The 18,240-nt window shown below is 69.2% G+C and carries 17 protein-coding genes and 1 riboswitch; of the genes, 4 read left to right on the forward strand and 13 right to left on the reverse strand.

Annotation, left to right across the window (positions count from 1 at the left end; translation table 11 throughout):
* Position 1: 1 nt before the first annotated feature.
* The 6 genes from AB0H49_RS21425 to AB0H49_RS21450 all read right to left on the reverse strand — a co-directional run bounded on the left by AB0H49_RS21425 (position 2) and on the right by AB0H49_RS21450 (position 4,016).
* Complete coding sequence (locus AB0H49_RS21425; RefSeq protein ID WP_354999291.1) at positions 2-583, reverse strand: dihydrofolate reductase family protein; 582 nt, start codon at positions 581-583, stop codon at positions 2-4.
* A 66-nt stretch (positions 584-649) separates the two neighbouring features.
* Positions 650-1,510 (reverse strand): bifunctional DNA-formamidopyrimidine glycosylase/DNA-(apurinic or apyrimidinic site) lyase, encoded by an 861-nt coding sequence (mutM, locus tag AB0H49_RS21430; protein WP_357253785.1) that lies wholly within the window; start codon positions 1,508-1,510, stop codon positions 650-652.
* A gap of 1 nt (position 1,511) precedes the next feature.
* Positions 1,512-2,234, reverse strand: coding sequence for a ribonuclease III (gene rnc / locus AB0H49_RS21435; RefSeq protein ID WP_067782039.1), 723 nt, complete (start codon positions 2,232-2,234; stop codon positions 1,512-1,514).
* A gap of 22 nt (positions 2,235-2,256) precedes the next feature.
* Positions 2,257-2,439 (reverse strand): 50S ribosomal protein L32, encoded by a 183-nt coding sequence (gene rpmF, locus AB0H49_RS21440; protein WP_014987105.1) that lies wholly within the window; start codon positions 2,437-2,439, stop codon positions 2,257-2,259.
* A 54-nt stretch (positions 2,440-2,493) separates the two neighbouring features.
* The gene (locus tag AB0H49_RS21445; RefSeq protein ID WP_354999839.1) at positions 2,494-3,120 is read right to left on the reverse strand and encodes a DUF177 domain-containing protein; all 627 of its coding nucleotides are present in this window, start codon (positions 3,118-3,120) and stop codon (positions 2,494-2,496) included.
* A 149-nt stretch (positions 3,121-3,269) separates the two neighbouring features.
* On the reverse strand, positions 3,270-4,016 hold the full coding sequence (locus AB0H49_RS21450) for a DivIVA domain-containing protein (RefSeq protein WP_354999838.1): 747 nt from the start codon (positions 4,014-4,016) through the stop codon (positions 3,270-3,272).
* Positions 4,017-4,398: 382 nt separating this feature from the next.
* Between AB0H49_RS21450 and AB0H49_RS21455 the strand changes: the two genes are divergently transcribed.
* On the forward strand, positions 4,399-4,911 hold the full coding sequence (locus AB0H49_RS21455) for a GtrA family protein (protein ID WP_357253787.1): 513 nt from the start codon (positions 4,399-4,401) through the stop codon (positions 4,909-4,911).
* Between the two features lie 72 nt (positions 4,912-4,983).
* On the opposite strand, the gene coaD is transcribed toward AB0H49_RS21455, so the two are convergent.
* The 3 genes from coaD to AB0H49_RS21470 are packed head-to-tail and all read right to left on the reverse strand — an operon-like array spanning position 4,984 to position 9,448.
* Positions 4,984-5,469, reverse strand: a complete 486-nt coding sequence (gene coaD, locus AB0H49_RS21460) for a pantetheine-phosphate adenylyltransferase (RefSeq protein WP_354999287.1) — start codon at positions 5,467-5,469, stop codon at positions 4,984-4,986.
* Between the two features lie 20 nt (positions 5,470-5,489).
* The gene (gene rsmD / locus AB0H49_RS21465) at positions 5,490-6,047 is read right to left on the reverse strand and encodes a 16S rRNA (guanine(966)-N(2))-methyltransferase RsmD (RefSeq protein WP_354999286.1); all 558 of its coding nucleotides are present in this window, start codon (positions 6,045-6,047) and stop codon (positions 5,490-5,492) included.
* Positions 6,044-9,448 carry a pyruvate carboxylase gene (locus AB0H49_RS21470; protein ID WP_354999285.1) on the reverse strand — a complete coding sequence of 1,135 codons (3,405 nt, stop codon included), beginning with the start codon at positions 9,446-9,448 and terminating at the stop codon, positions 6,044-6,046. The genes rsmD and AB0H49_RS21470 overlap by 4 nt, the downstream gene beginning before the upstream one ends.
* A gap of 248 nt (positions 9,449-9,696) precedes the next feature.
* Positions 9,697-9,907, forward strand: a riboswitch (cobalamin riboswitch).
* A 153-nt stretch (positions 9,908-10,060) separates the two neighbouring features.
* Here AB0H49_RS21470 and metE point away from each other — a divergent pair.
* On the forward strand, positions 10,061-12,328 hold the full coding sequence (gene metE, locus AB0H49_RS21475) for a 5-methyltetrahydropteroyltriglutamate--homocysteine S-methyltransferase (protein WP_354999284.1): 2,268 nt from the start codon (positions 10,061-10,063) through the stop codon (positions 12,326-12,328).
* Between the two features lie 538 nt (positions 12,329-12,866).
* Here metE and AB0H49_RS21480 read toward each other — a convergent pair.
* Positions 12,867-15,113 carry a WD40 repeat domain-containing protein gene (locus tag AB0H49_RS21480; RefSeq protein WP_357253791.1) on the reverse strand — a complete coding sequence of 749 codons (2,247 nt, stop codon included), beginning with the start codon at positions 15,111-15,113 and terminating at the stop codon, positions 12,867-12,869.
* A gap of 97 nt (positions 15,114-15,210) precedes the next feature.
* Positions 15,211-15,588 (reverse strand): limonene-1,2-epoxide hydrolase family protein, encoded by a 378-nt coding sequence (locus AB0H49_RS21485; RefSeq protein ID WP_354999282.1) that lies wholly within the window; start codon positions 15,586-15,588, stop codon positions 15,211-15,213.
* A 185-nt stretch (positions 15,589-15,773) separates the two neighbouring features.
* On the opposite strand from AB0H49_RS21485, the gene aat reads away from it, so the two are divergent.
* Together aat and AB0H49_RS21495 are read left to right on the forward strand one after the other, a co-directional pair.
* Positions 15,774-16,511, forward strand: a complete 738-nt coding sequence (gene aat / locus AB0H49_RS21490; protein ID WP_357253793.1) for a leucyl/phenylalanyl-tRNA--protein transferase — start codon at positions 15,774-15,776, stop codon at positions 16,509-16,511.
* Between the two features lie 111 nt (positions 16,512-16,622).
* Positions 16,623-17,021: a DUF4870 domain-containing protein gene (locus AB0H49_RS21495; RefSeq protein ID WP_357253795.1), complete on the forward strand. Its 399-nt coding sequence runs from the start codon at positions 16,623-16,625 to the stop codon at positions 17,019-17,021.
* Positions 17,022-17,226: 205 nt separating this feature from the next.
* Here the strand turns inward: AB0H49_RS21495 and AB0H49_RS21500 are convergent, their stop codons facing one another.
* Positions 17,227-17,532 carry a hypothetical protein gene (locus AB0H49_RS21500; RefSeq protein WP_357253797.1) on the reverse strand — a complete coding sequence of 102 codons (306 nt, stop codon included), beginning with the start codon at positions 17,530-17,532 and terminating at the stop codon, positions 17,227-17,229.
* Between the two features lie 98 nt (positions 17,533-17,630).
* Positions 17,631-18,203 carry a hypothetical protein gene (locus tag AB0H49_RS21505; protein ID WP_357253799.1) on the reverse strand — a complete coding sequence of 191 codons (573 nt, stop codon included), beginning with the start codon at positions 18,201-18,203 and terminating at the stop codon, positions 17,631-17,633.
* Positions 18,204-18,240: the final 37 nt, after the last annotated feature.

The following is an 18,240-nucleotide window of genomic DNA, read 5'->3' on the forward strand; positions in this document are numbered from 1 at the left end:
GCTAGTGGATCCGGCTGTACTTCACGAATGCCACCCCGTCCTCGAACACCCGGCTGGTGATCACCCGGAACCGCGCCGCCTCCGGCAGGCGTGGCCCGGAGCCGAACAGCGAGCGGCCGCGGCCGAGCACGATCGGATACAGCTTGAGGAAGATCTGGTCGATCTCCGGAAGCAGTACCTGAGCCAGCTCGCCGCCGCCGCACAACCAGATGCCGAGTCCCCGGTCCCGCTTGAGTTCTCGGACCCGCCCCAGCGGATCGTCCGAGATCAGCTCGACGGCCGGGTCCGGGCTCTCCGGCAGCGTCGTGGACACGACGAACTGCCGCAGATGCGCGTACGGGCTCGAGGTGCCGGTCCGCACCCCGAAGTCGTGCGTCTTGCGGCCCATCAGCACCGTGTCGAAGTTGGCATTGCGCTTGTCGATGCCGCGCGCTTCCCGCACCTTGGTCGGCAGGGTCTCGGGATACTGCGCGGTGATCGCCGGACCGTGGTCGCCGCCGACCGGGAAGAAGTCGACCGACCCATCCTCGGTGGCGATGAACCCATCGATCGTCGACGCGACGTAATAGGTGAGCTTGCGCATATGTCCTTCCTCCAGGCGACCGGGCGGGGGTCCCGGACCGCATGAGGAAACGGTAGCTCGCTCGGCTCAGCGGTGGCGCGGCTTCGGCTGGCAGCGCGGACAGTAATAGGAAGAACGGTTCATGAAACGCTCGCGGACGATGGGCGCGCCGCAGCGCGGGCACGGTTCGTCCGCCCTGCCGTAGACGGCGAGCGCGCGTTCGAAGTAGCCGGACTCGCCGTTGACGTTCACGTAGAGCGCGTCGAACGAGGTGCCGCCGGCGACGAGCGCCTCGCCCATCACGGCGGCAGTCGCGTCGAGCAGCGCGCGGACCGCGGGGCGGGTGAGACCGGAAGCCGGACGACCGCCGTGGATACGGGCACGCCAGAGGGACTCGTCGGCGTAGATGTTGCCGATGCCGGAGATCACCGACTGGTCCAGCAGAACTCGCTTGATCTCGGACTGCTTGGCCCGGATCGCCGCCACCGCCGCCTCGCGATCGAAGCGCGGGTCCAGCGGATCCCTGGCGATATGGGCGACCGGCTCGGGCACCAGCGTCCCGTCGACCTCGACGAGCGGCGCGAGCGCCCAGCCGCCGAAGGTGCGCTGGTCGATGAAACGCAGCTGGGTGCCGTCGTGCAGGGTCGCCTGGATGTGCGCGTGCTTCTCCAGCGGCGCGTCGGCGGGCTGCACCAGCATCTGGCCGCTCATGCCGAGATGCACGACCAGCGCGTCGTCGCCGTCGTCGAAGGTGAGCCAGAGGTACTTGCCGCGGCGTTCAGCCGACGCCACCCGCTGCCCGGCCATGCGGGCGGCGAGATCGGCCGCGCCCTCGAGGTGGCGGCGCACCGAACGCGGGTGCGTGACGGTCACCGATTCGATGGTGCGGCCGACGACGTGCTCGGCGAGTCCGAGCCGGACCGTCTCGACCTCGGGGAGTTCGGGCACGTCAGGCTTCGGCGGTCAGCGCCTGGTAGGCGGCGCCCGCGGCCTTCTGCTCCGCTTCCTTCTTGGACCGGCCGATGCCCTGCCCGTAGGCACGGCCGCCGATCACCGTGGTCGCGGTGAACTCCTTGTCGTGGTCGGGCCCCGTCGAGGTGATCTCGTAGCTGGGCACGCCGAGTCCGCGTTCGGCCGTGAGTTCCTGCAGGCTGGTCTTCCAGTCGAGACCGGCGCCCATGCGGGGACCGCGCTCGAGCAATTCGGCGAACAGCCGCAGCACAACGCCGCGCGCCACGTCGATGCCGTGCTGCAGATGCACCGCGCCGAGCAGCGACTCCATGCCGTCGGCGAGGATGCTCGGCTTGTCCCGGCCGCCGGTGAGCTCTTCGCCCTTGCCCAAGAGCAGGTGGACGCCGAGCCCGCCCTCGCCGAGCCCGCGCGCCACCTCGGCGAGCGCGTGCATGTTGACCACGCTCGCCCGCAGCTTGGCCAGTTCGCCCTCGGACTTGTCCGGGTGCTCGTGGTACAGCCGCTCGGTGATGCTGAGGCCGAGGACGGAGTCGCCCAGGAATTCCAGGCGCTCGTTGGTCGGCAGCCCGCCGTTCTCGTAGGCGTACGACCGGTGCGTCAGCGCGAGGCGTAGCAGATCCGGTCGCACGTCGACGCCGAGAGCTTCGAGCAGGCTGGCATGTTCACCGGACGAGCCGGCTTCGTCCTTGCTGACGGTCACGTCGATACGACAGGTCGAACTGTCAGACGGCGGCGGTGACCTGGCGGCCCTTGTAGGTGCCGCAGGACGGGCACGCGATGTGCGGCAGGGTCTTCTCGCCGCAGGCGCGGTTCGGGCAGGTGATCAGGGTCGGCGCGGTGGCCTTCCACTGGCTGCGCCGCGACCTGGTGTTGGAACGGGACATCCGGCGCTTGGGAACGGCCACGACTAACTCTCCTCTGTGCTAATTGCTCTGCCGGTTCGGCTGACGGTCTTGCGTTTATCGGTCTGGGTCGGCGTCCGCGTCGGGACTGCCGTTGCCGGGCGATTCGGTGGCGAACTTCGCCAGCCCGGCCCAGCGAGGGTCAAGTATCTCATGCCCATGATCGGAACCCGCAATCGCCATCCGCACGCCACATTCCGGGCACAACCCGGCGCAGTCCGGCGTGCACAGCGGCTGCAGCGGCAGCTCGAGGCCGATGGCGTCGACGATCACCGGTTCCAGGTCGATGAGGTCGTCGTCCATCCGGTAGACCTCGTCGTCCTCGGTGGTCTGCTCGGTGGTGCTGTCGGGGTAGGCGAACAGCTCCGTGACCTGAAGGCGGACCTCGTCGGTGAACGGCTCGAGGCAGCGCGAGCACTCCCCCGCCGTCGGCGCCGTCACCGTCCCGGTGACCAGCACACCTTCGGACACCGCCTGCAGCTGCAGGTCGAGCTCGACCTCCGACCCCTCCGGGATGTAGATCAGGTCCAACCCGATCCGCGCGGCGGTGGTGACCGTGCGCTGCTGCTCCCGCATGGTGCCGGGGCGGCGCCCCAGGCTGCGGGTGTCCAGCACGAAACCCGCGTCCACCTTGCGGTGCGAGGCCGCACGGTGACGCGACGCGGAACCGGAACCGGCGGGCATCACGAACTCACTCACGATCGAAGGGAAATGGGCAACCACTCAACAATACGCGAGGGGTCGGCCGAACCTCAAAACGCCGACGGCCCTGGGGCGTCGGTTCCGCGGGCCATCCGCGGTGGCGTCGGCGCGGCGACGGGCCGCGGCCGGGGTCAGCGGCGGAATTCCGCCGCGTAGTCGGGCACGCCCGCACCGCTGCGCAGCTGCTGCCGTCCGCGACCGACGACGCGCAAGGTGCCGTTGAGCGTCTCCTCGAACTGCGCGAGCGTCGAGTCCACGTAGTGGTCGCACTCGTCGCGCATCCGGTCGACCTCCTCGTGCGCGCTGTCGATGAGCCGCGCCGATTCGGCGTGCGCGGCCCGCACCACCTCGGTCTGGGTCACCAGGCGTTCCTGTTCGGCGAGGCCCTCGGCCACCGAGCGCTCGTAGGACGCCTTGCCCGCCTCGATCATGCGCTCCGACTCGGTGCGCGCCCGGCCCGTCACCGCCTCGTACTCGGCATTGCCGTCGGCCACGATGCGCTCGGCCTCGGCCTGCGCGGTGGCGACCAGGTGATCGGCGTGCGCGCTCGCCTCGGCGACCATGCGGTCGGCGTGCGCCTTGGCGTCGGCGAGAATGCGATCGGCCTCCTCACGGGACGCGCCGATGGTCTGCTCGGCCTGTTCGTTGGCGGTGGTCACGGTGAACTCGGCGGCCGCGCGGGCGTCCGAGACGATCTTGTCGCGGTGGTCGAGCACGTCCTGGGCGTCGTCGAGTTCGCCGGGCAGCGCGTCGCGCACGTCGTCGAGCAGTTCGAGCACGTCACCGCGGGGCACGATGCAGCTGCGGGTCGGCGGGATCCCGCGCGCCTCTTCGACGATGGCCACCAGCTCGTCGAGTGCCTCGAATACGCGATACATGCTCACTACCCCGCTCTCCTGCTGACTCAGGCGAAACTCTCCGCCGACGCCCAGTGTGCCCCTCATCACGGCGGATGCCGAGTCCTCTTTCGGTGTGTCGTGACAGTGTCTCGCACACCACAAAATCAAGTGGAGGAAGACCCTCCACTTCGTGCTACATTTTTTCAGAAGAGGGTCGCGACAAGATCTTCTTAAGCAGACCGCAGGCCCGACGCCGGACTGTGGGAGCACAGGAGGCCAACGGAACGGACTCCTACCCGAGATGTTGACCAGTTTCAGTTGTTCAGCACATACTGAACATAAGGAACAGAGGCAGTCGGGAAGGAAGGCGGCGACCGCCGCGGTTGTCCATACCGAAGGCTCAGGTTGGATCGGAAGAACAATGACGGTTCTGGAAGTACCGCACTCGGCAGGAGTGCCGATCGGCATCTACTCGCCGTGGGCCTTCCCGTACCCCACGGTGCGCACGGTGTCGGCCGCCCGGTTCGGGCAGCTGCTGCAGTACCTGCGTGGTGATCGCGCCTTCGCCCAGCTCGTGCGTTTCGCGCTCGTCGGCGGTTCCAGCAATGTCGCCTACGTCCTGCTCTTCTTCGCCATGCACGGCGTCGGCCCGATCATGGCCAACATCGCCGGATCGGTCGTCAGCACGATCATCGCCAACGAGCTGCACCGCCAGCTCACCTTCCACGCCGCGGGCCGGGTCGGCTGGTTCACCGCGCAGTGGGAGGGCGGCGGACTCGCTCTCGTCGGCCTCGGCATCACCACCGCGGCGCTGGCGGGGCTGGAGATCTGGGCACCCGGCCTCGGCGACACCGCTCAGGCGGCGGCCGTCCTCGCCATCACCGCCGCAGTCGGCGGCATGCGCTTCCTCGCGCTGCGCGGCCTGGTCTTCTGACTTCGGGCCCCGAACGACATCCGCCCCGGTTCCGAAGGATTCGGAACCGGGGCGGCTTCTTTGTCCGTGGGCTCAGCCGCGCCGTTCGGCGAGGCGGTCGAGCAGGCGCTTGTGCACCGATGGCGGGAGCATGTCGCTGACGTCGCCGCCGTAGGTCGCCACCTCCTTGACCAGCGAGCTGGACAGGAAGCTGAAGGTCGGGTTGGTGGCGATGAAGAAGGTGTCGACGCCGGAGAGCTTCTTGTTCATCTGGGCCATCTGCAGCTCGTAGCCGAAGTCGGTGGCGTCGCGCAGGCCCTTGACGATGGCGGTGATGCCCTGCTCCTTGGCGAAGTCCACGGTCAGGCCCTGCCAGGAGGCGACCCGCAGGTTCGGCAGGTGCGCCGTCGCCTCGCGCAGCATCTCCATCCGCTCCTCGACGGTGAACATGCCCTGCTTCTTCGGGTTCACCATGACGGTCACCACGACCTCGTCGAATTGCGCCGCGGCGCGGGCGAATACGTCGAGATGCCCGTTGGTGACCGGATCGAACGACCCGGGACACAGTGCTCCAGCCATGAGGCGACGCTACCACCCGGTCACGGCCGGTAGTCGGCCAGTTCCAGACGGGTTTCGCCGTAGCGGCGCGGCTTGGCCGGGACGAAGGCTGCGGGCCAAGCGATTTCGGGGGAACGACTGGACCGCTCCACGACGATCAGCGCGTCGGGGTGCAGCCAGCCACCGTCGGCCAACGCGGTCAGGTCGGCGGTCACCGCCGCCGTGTCCACGTCGTAGGGCGGGTCGGAGAGCACCAGATCGAACCGGCCCGCGCCGCCTTGGGCGAGCACCGCGGCGACCGACCCGACGCGCAGTTCCGCGCCGGGCAGGCCCAAGTCGGCGATATTGCCGCGCACCACGGCCGCAGCCTTGCGATCCGACTCGACCAGCAGCGCGTAGGACGCGCCGCGGGACAGCGCCTCCAACCCGAGCGCGCCGGATCCCGCGTACAGGTCGAGCACCCGGACGCCGTCCAGATCCATCCTGGCGTCGAGCGCGCTGAACAGCGCCTCGCGCACCCGGTCGGAGGTCGGCCGGGTGCCCGCGGGCGGCACCCGAAGGCGCCGCCCGCCCGCCGCACCGGCGACGATCCGGGTCATTCCGCGGTGGACTCGCGCACGGCGAGTTCGACCAGCAGGTCACCGCCCTCGACCTGCTGCACCTTGCCGATCGCGACACGGGCGACGGTGCCCGCGCGCGGCGCGGTGATGGCGGCCTCCATCTTCATGGCCTCGATGGTGCCGATGGTGTCGCCGGTCTCGACGGTGTCGCCCTCGGCGACCGCCAGGGTGACGACACCGGCGAACGGCGCGGCGAGATGGCCGGGGTTGGTCTTGTCCGCCTTCTCCGCGACCGGGATCTCCGTGGCGATGGACCGGTCCCGCACCGCGATCGGCCGCAGCTGGCCGTTGAGGATGCACATCACCGTGCGCATACCGCGCTCGTCGGGCTCGGAGATGGCCTCCAGACCGATCAGCAGGGTGACGCCCTTCTCCAGCTGCACGCGGTGTTCCTCGCCGCGGCGCAAACCGTAGAAGAACTGGTTGGCGCTCAGACCCGAAGTGTCACCGTACTTTTCGCGATGGGTGAGGAATTCCGCCGTCGGGCCGGGGAACAGCAGCCGGTTCAGCGTCGCGCGCCGCTCCAGCGAATCGCCTTCCAGCCCGGCCTGATCCGTCGCCGAAAGCGGGGTCTCCGGCTTGGCCGCGCCGCGTCCGGCCAGCGCCTTGCTGCGGAACGGTTCGGGCCAGCCGCCCGCCGGGGTGCCGAGTTCGCCGCGCAGGAAGCCGATCACCGAGTCGGGGATGTCGTAGCGGCCGGGATCGGCGGCGAAGTCCTCGATGTCGACGCCGGTGCCGACCAGCGCGAGCGCGAGGTCGCCGACGACCTTCGACGACGGCGTCACCTTCACCAGGCGGCCGAGCAGCCGGTCGGCCGCCGCGTACTTGGCCTCGACCTCCTCGAAGCGATCGCCGAGGCCGAGCGCGATGGCCTGCTGGCGCAGGTTCGACAGCTGACCACCGGGGATCTCGTGGGTGTAGACGCGTCCGGTCGGCGCGGGCAGCCCGGATTCGAAGGGCGCGTACACCTTTCGCAGCGCCTCCCAGTACGGCTCCAGATCGCAGACGTTCTGCAGATCGAGTCCGGTGTCGTGCTCGCTGTTGGCCGCGGCCGCGACGATCGCCGAGAGCGCGGGCTGGCTGGTGGTGCCCGCCATCGCGGCGCTCGCGCCGTCCACCGCGTCGGCGCCCGCCTGCCAGGCCGCCAGGTAGGTGGCCAGCTGACCGCCGGGGGTGTCGTGGGTGTGCACGTGCACGGGCAGGTCGAAGTTGCTGCGCAGCGCGGTGACCAGGGTCGCGGCCGCCGGGGCGCGCAACAGACCCGCCATGTCCTTGATCGCGAGCACGTGCGCGCCCGCGTCCACGATCTGCTCGGCCAGCTTGAGGTAGTAGTCGAGCGTGTAGAGCGTCTCGTTCGGGTTCGACAGGTCGCCGGTGTAGCTCATCGCGACTTCGGCGATGGCGGTACCGGTTTCGCGCACCGCGTCGATGGCCGGACGCATCTGGTCGACGTTGTTGAGCGCGTCGAAGATACGGAAGATATCGATGCCGGTGGCCGTCGCCTCGGAGACGAAGGACCTGGTCACCTGCTCCGGGTACGGGGTGTAGCCGACGGTGTTGCGTCCGCGCAGCAGCATCTGCAAGCAGATGTTCGGAATCGCCTCACGCAGCGCGGCGAGCCGCTCCCAGGGGTCCTCGTAGAGGAAGCGCAGCGCCACGTCGTAGGTCGCGCCGCCCCAGCATTCGACCGAGAGCAGCTCGGGGGTCATCCGCGCGACGTGCCCGGCGACCTGCAACAGGCCGTTGGACCGCACGCGAGTGGCCAGCAGCGACTGGTGCGCGTCACGGAAGGTGGTGTCGGTGACGCCGACCGCCTTCTGCTCGCGCAGCGCCTGCGCGAAACCCTCCGGGCCCAGGCGCAGCAGCCGCTGGCGCGAACCGTCCGGCGGCGGCACGCTCAGGTCGATGGCGGGCAGCTTGTCGTGCGGATACACCGTGGTCGGGCGGTCACCGTGCGGCTTGTTGACGGTGACGTCGGCCAGGTACTCGAGGATCTTGGTACCGCGGTCGGCGGACTGGCGCAGCGTCAGCAGCTGCGGACGCTCATCGATGAACGAGGTGGTGACCCGGCCCGCCTTGAAGTCGGGGTCGTCTAGCACCGCCTGCAGGAACGGGATGTTCGTGGTGACGCCGCGGATGCGGAACTCGGCCAGCGCGCGCCGCGCACGGGCCGCCGCCGCGGGCAGGTCCCGGCCGCGGCAGGTCAGCTTCACCAGCATGGAGTCGAAGTAGGCGCCGATCTCCGCGCCGAGGTTCGCGCCGCCGTCCAGGCGGATGCCCGCGCCGCCGGGGGTGCGGTAGGCGGTGATGCGACCGGTGTCGGGACGGAAGCCGTTGGCCGGGTCCTCGGTGGTGATGCGGCACTGCAGCGCCGCGCCGCGAATGGCGACGGAGTCCTGGCTCAGGCCGAGGTCGGCGAGGGTCTCGCCCGCCGCGATGCGCAGCTGCGACTGCACGAGGTCGACGTCGGTGATCTCCTCGGTCACCGTGTGCTCGACCTGGATGCGCGGGTTCATCTCGATGAAGACGTGGTTGCCGCGCTCGTCGAGCAGGAACTCCACGGTGCCCGCGCAGCTGTAGCCGATCTGGCGGGCGAAGGCCACCGCGTCGGCGCAGATGCGTTCGCGCAGTTCGGGATCCAGGTTCGGTGCGGGCGCGAGCTCGATCACCTTCTGGTGGCGGCGCTGCACCGAACAGTCCCGCTCGAACAGGTGCATGACGTTGCCGTGCTGGTCGGCCAGGATCTGCACCTCGATGTGGCGCGGGTTCACCACCGCCTGCTCGAGGAACACCGTCGGGTCGCCGAACGCGGACTCGGCCTCACGCGAGGCCGCTTCGATGGATTCGCGCAGCTGCTCCGGCGCGGCGACCCGGCGCATGCCGCGCCCACCGCCGCCCGCGACCGCCTTGACGAAGATCGGGTATTCGAGTTCGTTTGCGGCGGTGAGCAATTCGTCCACGTCCGCCGACGGCGCGCTGGACTTCAGCACCGGAAGGCCCGCCGCCCTGGCGGCCTCGATGGCGCGTGCCTTGTTGCCCGCCAGCTCCAGCACCTCGGCCGAGGGGCCGATGAAGGTGATGCCCTCGCGCGCACAGGCCGCCGCCAGGTCCGGATTCTCGGAGAGGAATCCGTAACCCGGGTAGATGGCGTCGGCGCCCGCGGTCTTGGCCGCGTCGATGATCGCCTCGATGGAGAGGTAAGCCCGGACCGGGTGGCCCTGCTCCCCGATCTGATAGGACTCCGCGGCCTTCAACCGATGGACCGAGTTGCGATCCTCGTGCGGAAAGACGGCGACCGTCCCGATGCCGAGTTCGTAGGCCGCGCGGAAGGCGCGGATAGCGATCTCGCCGCGATTGGCAACCAAGACTTTCGAGAACATTGCCCCAAGGTACCCGGCTCTCGGTACAGCACCGACAGGGAAGTCCCCTTCGCAGCAATCTTCACAACCAGACCTAGCAGGCTTGCGAAGTTGCGTTCATCAGGGCGTCACATCTCACCACCTGCCCAGCGGGTCTGTGCGGGGCTTGCCGGGGGCGCGCACGGAATATCCCGTCGTCCGTTTATGCTGGACAACGCAGCTGGTTCTCCAGTGCGCCCGACGAGATGGAGCCCCGACGTCGAGCGCCGGAGTCGAAGTCCGCTCCCGGTTTGCCGGGCGGCGGGCGAGAGGGAACCCGGTGGGAATCCGGGACTGTCCCGCAGCGGTATGCAGGAACGAACACCGTCATCACGCACTGGGTGCAGACCTGGGAAGCGACGGTCAGTAGGTCGGCGGGAGGAAATTCTCCCCAGCCGGTGCCCGCGAGTCCGAAGACCTGCCAGCCGTGCCGGATACGCCGTATCCGGCGGCCACCGCCTCGTGGATTGGGCGCGCGGACCATCAGCGCCGACTTTTTGGGCTCCGTGTCTCTTCGGTTGCCCAACGACGTCCGCTGGTCGCCGCGTGCTCGCATGGCGATGGCTCACGTCCTGAAAAGCACTGGAGCACACCGTGACTGTTTCCGAACACACACCATTCACCGCGACGGTTCTCGGGCTACCGCGCGTGGGGCCGCGACGCGAGCTCAAGCGCGCCACCGAGTCGTACTGGGCCGGGCGCATCGACGCCGAGCAGCTGCACACCGTTGCCCGCGACCTGCGCCGCGCCCAGCTGACCGAGCTGCAGGCGGCCGGACTGGACTCGATCCCGGTCGGCACCTTCTCCTACTACGACCAGGTGCTCGACACCGCCGTGCTGCTCGGCGCGCTGCCCGAGCGGGTGGCCGGGATCGCCGATCCGCTGGACCGGTACTTCGCCGCCGCCCGCGGCACCGACTCCGTGGAACCGCTGGAGATGACCAAGTGGTTCGACACCAACTATCACTACCTGGTTCCCGAGATCGGCTCGGAGACGACCTTCGCGCTGCACCCGGAGAAGCTGCTCGCCGAACTCGCCGAGGCGATCGAGCTCGGCGTGCCCGCGCGTCCGGTGGTGGTCGGGCCGGTCACCTTCCTGAAGCTGGCCAAGGCCACCGGCGGCGCGGCGCTCGACCGGCTCGGCGAGCTGGTGCCGCTCTACCGCGAACTGCTGCGGCAGCTGGCCGCCGCGGGTGCGGCGTGGGTGCAGATCGATGAGCCGGTGCTGGTCACCGACCTCACCGAGGACGAGATCGAGCTGGTCCGGCGCACCTACACCGAGCTGACCGAGGCGAGCGAGCGGCCCGCGATCCTGGTCGCCACCTACTTCGGCACGCCGGGCGACGCGCTTCCGGCTTTGGCGGGCACCGCCGTCGAAGGCATCGCACTGGACTTCACCTCGGCGCTGGAGCTGTCCGCGGTGGCCTCGCTGCCGTCGCTGGCGAACAAGCTGCTGGTGGCGGGCGTGGTCGACGGGCGCAACGTGTGGCGCACCGACCTGGATCGCGCGCTGACCACCCTCGGGACGCTGCTCGGCAGCGCGTCGTCGGTGGCGGTGTCGAGCTCCTGCTCGCTGCTGCACGTGCCGTACTCGCTGGCGCCCGAGACCGGGCTGGACGACCGACTGCGCTCCTGGCTCGCCTTCGGCGCCGAGAAGGTAGCCGAAGTACGGCTGCTGGCAACGGCTTTGGCGCAGGGCACCGGGGCCATCGCCGACGAGCTCGCCGCCGCGCGCGCCGCGGCGGAGTCGCGAACCACCGACCCGCGGCTCTCCGACGCGCAAGTTCGGGCCCGCCTCGACTCGCTCGGGCCAGACGCCACCAAGCGCGCGCCCGCCGACGAACGCCGCGCGCTGCAGGCGCAGCGACTGGGTCTGCCCGCGCTGCCCACCACCACGATCGGCTCCTACCCGCAGACCCCGGAGATCCGGCTGGCCAGGGCGGCGCTGCGCAAGGGCGATATCGACCAGGCCGAGTACGTGCGGCGGATGCGTTCCGAGATCGCCGATGTCGTTGCGCTGCAAGAAAAGCTGGACATCGACGTGCTCGTGCACGGCGAGCCCGAGCGCAACGACATGGTGCAGTACTTCGCCGAGCAGCTCGACGGCTTCGCGGCCACCGAGAACGGCTGGGTGCAGTCCTACGGCACCCGCTGCGTGCGGCCGCCGATCCTGTTCGGCGACGTCACCCGGCGCGCGCCGATGACCGTCGACTGGATCACTTACGCCCAGTCGCTGACCGACAAGCCGGTCAAGGGCATGCTGACCGGCCCGGTCACCATCCTCGCCTGGTCGTTCGTGCGCGACGACCAGCCGCTGGCCGACTCGGCGCGCCAGGTGGCGCTGGCCATCCGGGACGAGACGGTGGATCTGCAGGCCGCGGGCATCCGCATCATCCAGGTCGACGAACCCGCGCTGCGCGAGCTGCTCCCGCTGCGCGCCGCCGACCAGCCCGCGTACCTGGACTGGTCGGTCGGCTCGTTCCGCCTGGCGACCTCCGGCGTCTCCGACGCCACCCAGATCCACACCCACCTGTGCTACTCGGAGTTCGGTGAGGTCATCGACGCGATCGCGGGCCTGGACGCCGACGTGACCTCCATCGAGGCGGCCCGCTCCCGCATGGAGGTGCTCGACGACCTCAACGCCGCGGGCTTCGACCTCGGCGTCGGCCCGGGTGTCTACGACATCCACTCCCCGCGCGTCCCCAGCGTCGAGGAGATCACCGCCTCGCTCCGCGCCGCCCTGAAAGCCGTTCCCGCCGAACGGCTCTGGGTCAACCCGGACTGCGGTCTGAAGACCCGCGGCCCGGTCGAGGTGGAAGCCTCGCTGCGCAACATGGTCGCGGCGGCCAAGGCCGTGCGCTAGAACTCCGGCCGGGCCGCGCTCCCCGCGCGGCCCGGCCGCTGTGCTCTCGACCTTCGCCTGTCCACCTCCGGCGGAAGTGTTCTCAGTAGCTCTCCGCCAGAAGCGATCTCAGCCGTCCTCCGGCGGACGCCTTTGCCGCCGCCTTCGCGACGCATATCCCTCGCACGCCTCCCCCGCCTGCCGCACCGGACGACTCCGCGCTTTCGGACTCACCCCCTGCCGCCACGACGGCACACACCTCGAACGCTCCATGCCACCCCTCCTCATACGTCGACGAACAATTTCTCCCCTGCTGCTTGTTCGACGCGCGCCAGTGCCATTCGGTTCCCCCGGGCCAATGCCATTCGTCGATCGAACGGTGTCGGCCGCCACATGCCGCACCGAGTTCGGCCCGCCCGTGCTCTGATTCGAGGCCGAGGCTGCGGCCGACGAACCGCTGCCCGAGGGTGACATCCTCGATGATGACTGGCTCTCGGGACAATTCCCGATCGTTCGCTGATCGAGCCGTGGCTGCCGAGGCGGTGCGAAAGGGCTGCGGTCAGCGAAAGGCCAGAATGGCCAGCTCCGTGCCGAATCCGACTGCCAGGCGCCCATCCGGCGTCACCGCGACCGCGTTCACCATGGCGGGGAACACCAGCTTCTCGCCGATCTGTTCGCCCGTCGTGATGTCCCACACGCGCACCGTGGCATCCCAGCTTCCGGTGACGGCGACCGGGCGTCCGTCCACCGTGCCCGCGGCCACCGTGCACACCACGTCGGTGTGGCCGCGCAACGGTTCGCCGATCGGCTGGCCTGTGGTCAGGTCTGCTGTCCGCGCTGTCTTGTCGTCGCTGCCGATGACCACGATCGGGCGGCCTTCTACCGAAGCCGTGGCAACTGCCCGCACCGAGCAGTCATGGTCGATCAGGGGCTCACCGATCTGCTTCCCAGTTGTCGCGTCCCACAACCGAACTGTCCGGTCGTCGGCGCCCGTGACGGCGACAGGCCGCCCGTCCAACTGTCCCAACGTCACCGCGATCACCTTGTCGGCGTAACCGCGGCGGCGGCCGGCGGGAAATCCGCCGATCGGCGCGCGGGTGGCCAGGTCCCATACCCGCATGGGTCTGCCGCTGCGATGTCCGCCGCTGGTGACGGCCAGTAGGCGGCCGTCCACCATTGCCATGGCCCGCGCGAGGGTGGGTCCGTCGGGGTCGGTCAGCGGTTCGCCGATGGGATCACCCGTGGTCAGGTCCCACAGCCGGAGTGCGTCGTAGCCGCCGGTGACGGCGACCGGGCGGCCGTCCACCGTCCCGGCTGCCACCTTGTGCACCTCACCGGTGTGGCCGTCGAGGGAGACGCCGATGCGCTTACCTGCGGCGAGATCCCAGATGCGGGCCGTGCCATCGCCGCTGCCGGTGACGGCGACCGACCGCCCGTCCACCATCGCCGCCGCCACCGCGACGACGGCGCCGCTGTGCCCATCCGAGGGTTCGGCGTTCCGGCGACGCGCCGTCAGGCTCCACGTGCGGACCGTGTGATCGGTACCGGTGACCGCACCGGCGGTGACGGCAACGGGGACACCGCCGACGTGCGCCACCGCCACGGCGCCCACCTCGTCGGAGTGCCCGGTCAGCGGATCGCCGAGCTGCTCGCCGGTCATCAGGTCCCACATCCGGGCTGTGCCGTCCCCGCCGCCGGTGAGGGCTACCGGGCGGCCGTCCACGGTGGTTGTCGCGACGGCCCCCACTTTGTGGGAGTGGCCGATCAGCGGATCACCAGCCGGTTCACCGGTGGTGAGATCCCATATCATCGCCGTCTTGTCATTGCTTCCGGTGACGGCGACCGGCCGACCGTCCACCACGGCCGTCGCCACCGCAAGCACCTGATCGGTGTGGCCGGTCAGTGGATCGCAGACCTGTACGCCTGTACCGAGATCCCACAGCCGGATCGTGGCATCCCAGCTGCCGGTGACGGCGACGGGACGATCGTTCACCACGGCTGTCGCCACCGCCACCACCCACCGACTGTGGCCGGTCAAGGGAACACCGATCTGTTTTCCGGTGCCGAGGTCCCACACACGCGCCGTGTGGTCGGTACCGCCGGTGACCGCGACGAGGCGGCCATCCACCACGGCCGTCGACACGGAGAGCACCCAGCCGTCGTGGCCAGCCATGGGTTCGCCGATCTGCTCATGGTCGACCAGGTCCCACACACGCGCCGTGCCGTCCTCGCTTCCGGTGACGGCGACCGGGCGCTCGTTCATCACTCCCGTCGCCACCGCTCGAACCGAACCGTCGTGGCCGACCAGGGGCTCGCCGACCTGCTCGCCGGTCATCAAGTCCCACATCCGAATTGCCCTGACGTTGCCGCCGCTCCACGACGGGCCCACGGCGACGGCACGGCCGTCCACCACCGCTGTCGCCACGGACGGCGCCTTCCACCCGGTCAGGGCGTATCGAAAACGGGAATCGACCTGGCTGGCAGTCGCCCACTCCACGCCCCACCGCGCGTGTCCGCCCCCGTCCACAGGCACGGCGGTGATCCGGCCGGCCAGCCCCCGGTGTCCGTACCGGGCGGCGTCCAGCGCCAGCAGTTGCCGACGAACTACCGGCGAGGCGTCGCGGTACAGATGTGCCGAGGCCCGAAACACCGCCGCCACCAAACGAGCCTGAGCGTCCGGCGCGGAATCCAGCATTCCCCACACACGCTCGAACTCCCCGCGCACCAGCAACGCCGGATCCATCCACCAGGCACCCTGTCCGACCGGCTCGGCACCCGAATCACCGTCGCGCACATCGAAAGACACGATCAGCATCGTAGGTGCGCCGCACCTTTGACACCCACGATCCACTTCCCGGTCGTCCGCTGATCGAACCGTGGCGGCCACGAGCGGACGGATCGGCTCAGCTGGGGAGGCCGAAGGCGCGGTTGATGGCGGCCATGTCGAAGTAGTCGCGCCAGGCGGTGATGGCGCCGTCGCCGACTTCGAAGACGCCCATGACGGGGAGCGGGGTGTCGCGGCCGTTGCCGCGCAAGGTGTCGGTGCGTTCGTTCATGACGACGTTGCCGGAGGTCACCTGGTGGTGGATGTCGAAATCGATGGCGTCGAAGGTGGTGAGGAACCCGGCGATGAAATCGCGGATGGCAGTGCGGCCGACGATCGGTTCCATCGGAATGTTGTGGTAGACAGCGTCTTCGGCGAAGTACGAGGCGATTCGATCGGGGTCGGGATCGGACCAGCTTCGGCACATCGCGCGGACGAGTTCGTCGGGACCGGTCATTGGCGCGCTCGTTTCCTAGGGCGGGGCATCGGGTCGCACCGATTCAACCAAACAATTGCTTGGTAGAACAGGGGTGACGCTCGGCAGCAGGTAGGGTTGCCGACTCCGCGGACCGATCCCCGTGCGACGGTTCGTCCCGTCGTCGCGGCCCGAGGCTGTTCGCTCAGGTCGGTAATGTCTGTCCGGTGACCGACGCCAGCGACCTGATGCGGATGTATCTGGTCGATCCAGACCAGCCTTTCCCACCTGTCGAGCTCGCGGATCCGACCGGACTGGTCGCTTTCGGCGGGGATCTGTCGTCAGAGCGGCTGTTGAGCGCCTATTCCGCGGGCATCTTTCCCTGGTACAACCCCGGCGAAACGATCCACTGGTACTGCCCGGACCCGCGGAGCATTCTGGTGCCGACCGACCTGCGGGTGACCAAGTCCTATCGTCGATCTGTCGCCAAAGCCGACTACGGGGTGACCATGGATCGCGCCTTCGCCGATGTGATGTCGAATTGCGCCGGACCGCGCGACAAGGAGGACGGAACCTGGATCGGCTCCGACATGATGGCGGCCTACCTGCGGCTGCACCACCTCGGTCATGCGCACTCGGTCGAGGTATGGCGCGACGGCGACCTTGTCGGCGGCCTCTACGGCGTCGCATGCGGCCGCTCCTTCGCCGGCGAGTCCATGTTCTCCCGCGCCCGTGACACCTCCAAGATCGCGCTGTATTGGCTCTGCGCCCAACTGGCCGCCTGGGATTTCGCCCTCGTCGACTGCCAGGTCACCTCCAGCCACCTCACCTCCCTCGGCGCCATCGACCTCTCCCGTGTGGACTACCTGCGCCTACACACCCAGGCCGCCGCCCGCCCCGGCCTCTCGGGTCCCTGGCAGTTCGAAATCCCGGTCCCCAACTCCCCCAACCACCTACCGGCGTGAACGATCAAGGGAGAACCACGTCCACGATCCCGGTCGCCGGCTGACCCGCGACCTGGGGGTTCGGGCGAAACTTGGGATCGGTAGGTGGCGCGCGCAGCGTCTACTTACCTCATGACAACTTCTCAACCTCCCACGAACCAACCGCAGTCCGCCGGCTTGGACAAGAAGACCAGCGCGATCCTGTCCTACGCACTGGGGTGGCTCACCGGAGTCATCTTCCTGTTCGTCGGCAAGAACGACCCCGACGTGAAATTCCATGCCTCGCAATCGATCGTCTTCTTCGGAGCGGTCTCGGTGGTCAATATCGTTCTGAGCATCGTCGGCTCGCTCCTCGGAGTCGCGGGGATCATCTTCAGCCTCGCCGGACTCGCGGTCGCGGTCTTCGCGGTCGTCGTCTGGGTCATGGCCATGGTCCAGGCCAACAACACCGGCGGTGTCCGCGCAGAACTTCCCCTGGTCGGAAAACTCACCGCCCCATATGCCGATCGGCTGGCCAACTCGGTCGAGTAGCGGCATATTCGAAGTCCGCAACGAGATTCGCAACCCTGCGGGCAACCAGCTGCGACAGTCCGAAGACCGACGGCCCGAGTTGTCTCGGGCCGTCGGCGTCCGCGCGGAACGTCCGATATCGCCGCGATCCGGGCGGTCTTCGGGGCAGCCGCGGGCCGCGAATGCCGCCTCCCGTGCTGACCGAAACGGTCCGGGCCGTCCGTGCTCACCCCGCTCGGCTGGCGGTCCCATCACCTCCGCGATGCCGAGCCTTCGGATTGACGTAGAGCCGAACACCCTTGTACATCACCGTGTTCGGCACATCGTCGTCGTTATCCGGGTCGCCGGTGCCCCCCGGATCCGGCAGTTCCGCCCTCTCCTCGATGACGATCTGCGCCCGCGCCGCACCAGGATCGAACATCTCCTGAAACGGCCCGGCGAACGACCACCCGAGCCCGCGGCGCTTCGCCCGAACAGCCGCCCACCCGAACAACCCCAATGGGCCGCCGATGGTGGCGATCAGCAGCAACAAGTCCCCACCCATGCCCACGAGCGTACCGATGCCTTCGAATATGGACCTGGCCTGCGGCACTCGTGGCGCCGTCCAGACCGCACCGCCCGTTGTGCCTACTACTGCTTGCCGGGGTGCACCCCATCCCCGTCGGACCCAGTGGAAGCGCTGTCGTTTCGCCGGGCATGTCGGATGCCCGCCCACCCCAGCGGGAATTGGACACGACCGGTTCTGATGTCGCCGATGAGTTGCGCGTAGCCGTCGCGGACCTCGCCGAGATGGACCCATGCGGAGTGCCGAAGCTCCTCGCAGTCGGTGTGCAGCACCGTCCACCATGCCTCGGCGTAGGACTTCGCGACGTGACTGATCACCTCACCGAAGGTGTGGGTGTGGCGCCGGGCGCACCGGCTGTGCCGGACGTAGAACGCCGCCCACGAGTTGATCTTGTCGACGACCTTCGCGATTTCCGCGTGCAGGGCCGCCTCGGTGACGTCGGGCCGCGGCGGATTCAGAACCGTCGAGATCAGAGCGGCGTGTAGATCGCCCAGTTCCCGTGCCCACGCGACGAGCGGCAACGGCTCGGCGAGACGACCACCGATCGCGGCCAATAGTTGTTCCGGCGACAGCAGAGCTCCCGCGTCCGTCGCGGGATCCTCCGGCGCCTCCGCCGTACCCGCGTCCAGGGGACTCACTTGTTCTCCATCGCGGGCCGACGCTTCGAGCAGGCCG

The sequence above is a fragment of the Nocardia sp. NPDC050713 genome (assembly GCF_040654315.1).
Lineage (GTDB): Bacteria > Actinomycetota > Actinomycetes > Mycobacteriales > Mycobacteriaceae > Nocardia.

Coding starts and splice junctions, on each gene's coding strand:
- rsmD (WP_354999286.1), bottom strand. CDS start 6,047: ATGACCCGGATCGTCGCCGGTGCGGCGGGCGGGCGGCGCCTTCGGGTG.
- AB0H49_RS21470 (WP_354999285.1), bottom strand. CDS start 9,448: ATGTTCTCGAAAGTCTTGGTTGCCAATCGCGGCGAGATCGCTATCCGC.
- AB0H49_RS21485 (WP_354999282.1), bottom strand. CDS start 15,588: ATGACCGGTCCCGACGAACTCGTCCGCGCGATGTGCCGAAGCTGGTCC.
- AB0H49_RS21495 (WP_357253795.1), top strand. CDS start 16,623: ATGACAACTTCTCAACCTCCCACGAACCAACCGCAGTCCGCCGGCTTG.
- AB0H49_RS21455 (WP_357253787.1), top strand. CDS start 4,399: ATGACGGTTCTGGAAGTACCGCACTCGGCAGGAGTGCCGATCGGCATC.
- coaD (WP_354999287.1), bottom strand. CDS start 5,469: ATGGCTGGAGCACTGTGTCCCGGGTCGTTCGATCCGGTCACCAACGGG.
- AB0H49_RS21450 (WP_354999838.1), bottom strand. CDS start 4,016: ATGTATCGCGTATTCGAGGCACTCGACGAGCTGGTGGCCATCGTCGAA.
- AB0H49_RS21425 (WP_354999291.1), bottom strand. CDS start 583: ATGCGCAAGCTCACCTATTACGTCGCGTCGACGATCGATGGGTTCATC.
- AB0H49_RS21445 (WP_354999839.1), bottom strand. CDS start 3,120: ATGCCCGCCGGTTCCGGTTCCGCGTCGCGTCACCGTGCGGCCTCGCAC.